Consider the following 6,890-nt stretch of genomic DNA (forward strand, 5'->3'; position numbering starts at 1 on the left):
GTGGGATATCTGGGGCATTTGTCGTCTTTTCCCGTATGGGGGTGACGGCTTAGCCCGGCATCACCTCATCGGGGGACCGGGGCCTCCCACCTGGCCGGACCCGGCACCGCCACGGCATCCACCCGCCCCCACGGCCATGACGCGCAGGGCCCCGCAAGCACCCGCTGCGCGTCCTCACCGGACGCGGACCCGGCCACCGGGGGACGGCACGGCGGTGAGCCGGGACGAGACATCGGGCGAAGCCCCCATGTGCCGCAGGGCCGCGGCCGACGGCACCGGGCTGCGCTCCGCGAGCGGCACGAAGGGCGGCAGGCCGTCGGTCTCGCCCAGTACCACACGCCGTACGACCCGCTCGGCGGCCCGCCCGTCGTCGTACGGGCAGAAGCGCATCCGGAACGCGGCCCGCAGCTGGGTGGAGCGCGAGCCGCGCCAGTGGCCCGTCGCGAAGATGTCGATCAGCTCGTCCTCACTGCGCGCGACCGCGCCCGGCGGGAAGGCCCGCAGGTCGAAGTAGGTGCCGCGGGCCGCCTCGTACGCCTCCCAGTCGTCCGCGTGGATCACGATGGGACGGTCCAGGTTGGCGTAGTCGAACATCAGGGAGGAGTAGTCGGTGACCAGCGCGTCAGACGCCAGGCACAGGTGCTCGACGCTCGGGTGGTCCGTCACGTCGAGGACCCGGGGGCCGGAGGAGTCGGTCAGCGGCGCGCCGGAGGCGTGGTGGGCGCGGGCCAGCAGCACGAAGCGCGGCCCGAGCTCGCGCGCGACGCGCTCCAGGTCGAGGGCGGTGTGCCGGCCGCGGCGGTAGTCGCGGTGGGTGGGCGCGTACAGGACGGCGATCGCGCCCTCGGGGATGCCGAGCGAGGTACGCAGCCGGGCGACGTCCGCCGCGGTGGCGCGCTGGAACACGTCGTTGCGCGGCTGGCCGTACTCCAGCGTCTCGTACCCGGCCGGGAAGACACGCTCCCAGACCAGCGTGGAGTGGCGGTTGCCCGACAGTACGTAGTCCCACTGGTCGGCGCCGCGCAGCAGCCGGGCGAAGTCCGTGGCGGGGGCGGCGGCCGGGCGGTCCTGGAGGTCCAGGCCCATGCGCTTGAGCGGCGTGCCGGCCTGGGTCTGGACCACGACCTGGCCCTCGCGCTTGACCAGCCGGGGCTCGAAGTCCGTGTTGGCGACCAGGTACTTGGAGCGGGCCAGCGCCGTCCAGTGCGCGAGCGAGCCCGGCGTCACCCGGCGCGTCGCCGTCGGCAGCGTGTGGTGGTGCTCCGGGCGGGCGGCCCACGCGGTACGGATACCGGGGGCGAAGGTGCGGAACGCGTCCTCCAGCGCGGCCGGGTTGCACACGTAGCCGCGGCCCCCGTCCGAGGAGAACAGCGCGCGGTCCTCGCGCAGGGGGAGCAGGCGCTGGACGCGGTAGTGGAGGCGCAGCGCCGCCCGCCAGGCCCCGCGCGCCAGGACGGAGGCGACCCGGGCGGAGCGCCGCGCCAGCCGTGCGGCGAGCGACAGCAGCAGGTACGTGCGGTGGCTGCCCAGCCGGACGAGCGCGTGCCGCACCCGGCCCAGCCGGCGGACCGGGGCGCCCGGGGCCCGGTACCGGGCGTAGTGGGCGCGGGCCCGGCGGAGGAACTCGGAGTGGGTGCCGATCGGCAGCCGCCCGCGCCGCGCGTACACGGAGGCGAGGTGGTCGACCATGCGGCGGAACAGCGCCGGGCGCCAGTGGGCCAGCGCGGGACGGGCGTCGACGTACGCGAAGAGCCGGTCGTACTGCTCGAAGACGTCGAAGTGGCGCCGGCTCGGGGTGCGCGCGATGCCGCCCTGGCGGCGCTGGCGGTGGTGCACGCAGACCCGGGCCAGGGTGGCGATCGACCCGGCGGTCATCAGGACCGGGTACGTCCAGGCCGTGTCCTCGTAGGCGCCGGACGGGAACGTGAAGCGCTCGCGTTCGAGGAACTCACGCCGGTACGCCTTGTTCCACGCCACCTTCGGGACGGTCAGCAGCCCGGGGCGGTCCTCCAGACGGAAGGGAGCCGGGCCCGACTCGGTGAGCTGGAGGGTGTGTTCGTCACGGAGGGCCGCACCGGACCAGAAGGCGCGTGCGTGGTCGTACACGAGGACGTCCGGGCCGTCGGTCTCCTTGATCCGGTCGGCGATCGCATCGAGCGCGCCCGGGGTGAGGGTGTCGTCGCCGTCCAGGAAGAGCACGTAGTCGCCGGTGGCGAGACGCAGACCGGCGTTGCGGGCGGGCCCGAGGCCCTCGTTCCGCGGCAGACGCACGGGGCGTACGCGGGGATCGCGGAACGCGTACTCGTCGGCGATCGCACCGCACGCGTCCGGCGAGCAGTCGTCGACGACGATCAGTTCGAGATCGGGGAAGGACTGGGACAGCACGGAGTCCAGGCACTCGTGCAGGTACGCCTGAACCTCGTACGCGGGGACGATGACACTGAACCTGGGCAAGGGGACATCCATGGGTCGCAGCGGGCGGACTGCCCGGCAACGGCCCACGGCGCGAACGGGTTACGTGCGATGCGGCATACGGGGGAAGCGGGATGAAGTGGCGTGAACGGGGGCGTGGAGGGGCGAGCCGGTCCCGGCCTGCCCCTCCTGGTGCGCCCCTTCCAGTGCGCTCCTCCCCGTGCGCCCCTCCTGGTGCGCCCCTTCCAGTGGGCTCCCCCCCGTGCGCTCCTCCCCGTGTGCCCCTCCAGGCCCGGGCGGCCTACTTCACCGCGCCCGCCATCACCCCGGACACGAACTGCCGCTGGAACGCGAAGAACACGGCCAGCGGGATCACCATGGAGATGAAGGCGCCCGGCGCGAGGATCTCGATATTGCTGCCGAACTGCCGCACCTGCTGCTGCAGGGCGACCGTCAGCGGCTGCGAGTCCCCGTCGGAGAACACCAGGGCGACCAGCATGTCGTTCCACACCCACAGGAACTGGAAGATCCCCAGGGACGCGATCGCCGGTGCGCCGAGCGGCATGACGACGGTCAGGAACAGCCGGGCCTCGCCGGCGCCGTCCAGCCGCGCCGCCTCCAGGAGCTCTCGGGGGATCTCCGCGAAGAAGTTGCGCAACAGGAAGATCGCGAACGGGAGCCCGAAGCCGACGTGGAACAGGATCACGCCGATCATGTCGCCGAAGATCCCGAGGTCGCGGAAGAGACCGGAGAGCGGGATCAGGGCCACCTGCACCGGCACCACCAGCAGCGCCACCACGGCCATGAACCACCAGTCGCGGCCCTTGAAGTCCATCCACGCGAACGCGTACCCGGCCATCGCGCCGATGAGGATCACCAGGAGTGTCGAGGGGACCGTGATCCAGATCGTGTTGAGCAGGGAGCCGGTGATGTCGTCGTTCTCCAGCAGCGACTCGTAGCTCTTGGCGGTCAGCTGGGCGGGCGCCGAGAAGACCTTCCACCAGCCCGACGAGGCGATGTCGGTCGGGTCGCGGAACGACGAGACCAACAGGCCGAAGGCGGGCACCAGCCAGAACAGGGCCACCAGCAGCAGGAAGACGCGCAGCGCCCCGCCCGCCGCACGGCTCGCCATCCGGGCCACGAGGGACCGTTCGGCGCGACCGGGTGTGTCGCGTACGGGGCTGCCTGCCGCCGGAGTGCCGGGCGTGGGCGTGTCGAGGGCGGTCATCGCCGGCGCTCCTTCCGCAGTCGTCGGATGTTGACCCACATCACCGGCAGCACGAGCAGCAGCAGGACGACACCGAGCGCGCTGCCGAGCCCCTCGTTGTTCCCGCCGCCGAACGAGACGAGATACAGCTCCAGGGCGAGGACGGTCGCCTCGTCCTGGCTGGGCTGCGGCGCGATGATGTAGACGAGGTCGAAGATCTTCATCACGTTGATCATCAGCGTGACGAGGACGACGACCAGGACCGGTGCCAGGAGCGGCACCGTGACCCGCCGGAACACCTGCCACTCGTTGGCGCCGTCCACGCGGGCCGCCTCCAGCAGGTTGCGGTCCACTCCGGCCAGCCCGGCCGCGATCAGCACCATCGCGAAGCCGGCCCACATCCACACGTACGCGCCCATGATCGACGGAGTCACGAGGGTCGGGCCGAGCCACTCGATGCCGTCGTAGGGCGCCGCGAAGTTCGATCCGGGGAGCCGGAGCCGGGCCCCGTCGGCCTCCTTCGGCAGCGAGAACGTCCCGTCGGCGCGGCTGGTCGTGGAGGCGACGACCCTGCCGTCCTTGACCGCCTCGACCTTGACGCCCTTCAGCGCCTTCTCGCCCGCGTCGACCGCGCCCTTCTCACCGCCGCCGCCCAGCTTGAAGTCCAGCCAGACGGTGCCGGTGATCCCGTCGCCCGTGGCCGGCTTCGCGTCCTGCGGGTCGCCGGGCAGCCGGTTGGGCGCGATACCGACCAGGGGGAGCAGGGCCGGGGTCCCCGCCCGGACCGTGCCCGTGGAGGTGAACGAGCCGCCTCCGGACGCCTTCAGATCGCTGACCTGCGCGTTGGGCCGGGCCTTCGGATAGACCGACTCGTCGGCGAACACGTCGTGCACGGAGGTGACCACCGCGTTCGCCACGCCCTGCTCGGGGTCCTGCTCGTAGACCAGCCGGAAGATGATGCCCGCGGCGAGCATCGAGATCGCCATCGGCATGAAGACGATCAGCTTGAACGCCGTTCCCCAGCGGATCCGTTCGGTGAGGACGGCGAAGATCAGTCCGAGCGCGGTGACGACCGCGGGGGCGACGGCGACCCAGATCGCCGTGTTGCGGACGGCGGTCAGCGTGGAGTCGTCGGTGAAGACGTCGACGTAGTTGCCGAGGCCGACGAAGCCGGAGCCGTCGGCGTCGAACAGGCTCCGCCAGACCGAGTACCCGATCGGGTAGACCACGAGCGCGCCGAGCAGCACCAGCGCGGGCAGCAGGAACAGCACCGCCACCCACAGCCGGGTGCCCGTCACGCTCTTGCGCGAGGTGACGGGGGGCGTCGGCAGCGCACCGGCGCCCCCCGTCGACTTGGCAACGGCATCCGCCATGACGGGCCGTCAGCCGTTCTCGTACGCCTTGGCGGCATCGGACTCCAGCTTGCTCTGGGTGCCCGCCACGTCCTTCGGGTTCCGCAGGAAGTCCTGCAGGTCCTTCCACTCGCCGGCGCCCTGCGTGCCGCCGAAGGCCGCCGGGGCCTGGTCGGACATGTCGAAGCGGAAGTCGTCGCCCGCGGCGAGCAGAGCCTTGGCGATGTCCCGCGTGACGTCGTCCTTGTACGCCCCCTGGTCCATCTCCTTGTTGGGGGAGAGGAAGCCGCCCTGCGCGGCCCAGATCTCGGCCGCGTCCGTCGACGCCAGGAACGTCAGCAGGGCCTGCGCGCCCTCGCTGTCCTTCAGTGCCACCGCCGCGTCGCCGCCGCTGACCACCGGGGAGTCGGAGCCGACCGCCGGGAACGGGAAGACCTTGGCGTCCGTGCCCACCTTCGCCTTGGTGTCGGCGTTGATGTTCGCGGTCACGAAGTCGCCCTCGAAGACCATCCCGGCCGGGGTGTCACCGGAGAACGTCTGGGTGACCGACTTCGGGAACTCCGTCCCCAGCGCGCCCTTGCGGCCGCCCGCGATCAGCTCGTCCTTGCCCCACAGCTCGGCCAGCGTGGTCAGGGCCTCCTTGACGGAGGGGTCCGTCCACTTGATCTTGTGCTGGGCCAGCTGGTCGTACAGCTCCGGGCCCGCCTGCGAGAGGTAGACGTTCTCGAACCAGTCGGTGAGTGTCCAGCCGTCGGCGCCGCCGATGGAGACGGCGGGGGAGCCCGCGTCGGACAGCGTCTGCGCGGTCTGCACGAACTCGTCCCAGGTCTTCGGGGTGTCCGTGATCCCGGCCGCCTCGAACGCCGCGGTGTTGTACCAGACCAGCGACTTGTTCGCGGCCTTCACATACGCCCCGTACTGCTTGCCCTCGTACTTTCCGAGGTCCACCCAGCCCTTCGAGAAGTTTTTGTTCAGCTGCTTCTCGGCGGCGCTGCCCATCGGCTTGATCCAGCCCTTCTCGGCGAACTGGTGCAACACGCCGACCTGGGGCAGGAACGCGACGTCCGGCGGCTTGCCGCCCTGGATCTTGGTACCGAGGAAGGTGGAGGTGTTGTTGCCCGTCGGCACGAAGGTGACCTCCGCGCCGGTGCGTTTCTCGAACTCGTCCAGAACCTTGGTGAAGTTGTCCTTCTCCGCGCCGGTCCAGACGGCCGCGACCTCCAGCTTCTGCCCGTCCAGCTTGGGTAGTTGCACGCTGGCCCTGCCGTCGCCGTCGCCCTTGCCGGTGCTGTCGCCGCCGCCACCGTCGTCACCGCCGCACGCGGTGAGGGAGAGGGCGAGGACGCCCGCGGCGAGCGCCGCGAGGGCCTTCACGGTTCCGGGTTTTCTGTGGTGTGGCGTGTGCTTGAGCGACGTACCTGTACGAAGAGTGCTGCGCATCACTGCCCCGTTCTTCGTTCCTCGTCGAACGTCCGAACGCTGTCCCGTGGCTCCGGTCTACGCCGGGTCGTCGGGGGTCGGCAAGAGCGCCTACGGTGTCAACTCGGCGATCGTGACCGCCTCGTGACGTGGAGCGGGGCGCGGTACGTCGCTCGCGGGTCTGCCGCCGAAGGATGGCTGACGGCCCGTCACATGGCCGCTGACAGGGGGTCACTCCTGTTTCCGACGGCCCGCCGCATCGCTCGGGGACCGTCGGTCACACCCGTCACGGAAGCGAAGCCACCTGTGTTGCCGACACCGAGCGGGCCGCTCGGTCCAGGGCGCTGGCCAGGAGGGCCAGGTCCGTCGGGCCGTTGCCCAGCTCGCGGACCGGGCGGCGGGTCGGGGGGTCGCCCATGCGGGTCCAGTCCAGGGGGACCACCGTGGGGCGGAGCGTGGCTGTACGGGGGATACGGCCCGTGACGCGGCCCGCCTGGAAG

The 6,890-nt window shown here is 71.5% G+C and carries 4 protein-coding genes and 1 pseudogene; all 5 read right to left on the reverse strand.

Going from position 1 to position 6,890, the window contains the following annotated elements; genetic code table 11:
* Window positions 1-174 precede the first annotated feature (174 nt).
* The gene (locus FNH04_RS38420) at window positions 175-2,454 is read right to left on the reverse strand and encodes a bifunctional glycosyltransferase/CDP-glycerol:glycerophosphate glycerophosphotransferase (protein ID WP_194236958.1); all 2,280 of its coding nucleotides are present in this window, start codon (window positions 2,452-2,454) and stop codon (window positions 175-177) included.
* A 259-nt stretch (window positions 2,455-2,713) separates the two neighbouring features.
* The gene (locus FNH04_RS38425) at window positions 2,714-3,640 is read right to left on the reverse strand and encodes a carbohydrate ABC transporter permease (RefSeq protein ID WP_152790521.1); all 927 of its coding nucleotides are present in this window, start codon (window positions 3,638-3,640) and stop codon (window positions 2,714-2,716) included.
* Window positions 3,637-4,992, reverse strand: a complete 1,356-nt coding sequence (locus tag FNH04_RS38430) for a carbohydrate ABC transporter permease (RefSeq protein ID WP_152790523.1) — start codon at window positions 4,990-4,992, stop codon at window positions 3,637-3,639. Before FNH04_RS38430 ends, FNH04_RS38425 begins: the two co-directional genes overlap by 4 nt.
* Before the next feature lie 9 nt (window positions 4,993-5,001).
* Window positions 5,002-6,411 carry an ABC transporter substrate-binding protein gene (locus FNH04_RS38435; protein ID WP_152790525.1) on the reverse strand — a complete coding sequence of 470 codons (1,410 nt, stop codon included), beginning with the start codon at window positions 6,409-6,411 and terminating at the stop codon, window positions 5,002-5,004.
* Window positions 6,412-6,676: 265 nt separating this feature from the next.
* Window positions 6,677-6,890 (reverse strand): annotated as a pseudogene (locus tag FNH04_RS38440) (hypothetical protein); the annotation flags it as partial.

This window comes from Streptomyces phyllanthi, from assembly GCF_009377205.1.
In the GTDB taxonomy this organism is placed as follows: Bacteria; Actinomycetota; Actinomycetes; order Streptomycetales; family Streptomycetaceae; genus Streptomyces; species Streptomyces phyllanthi.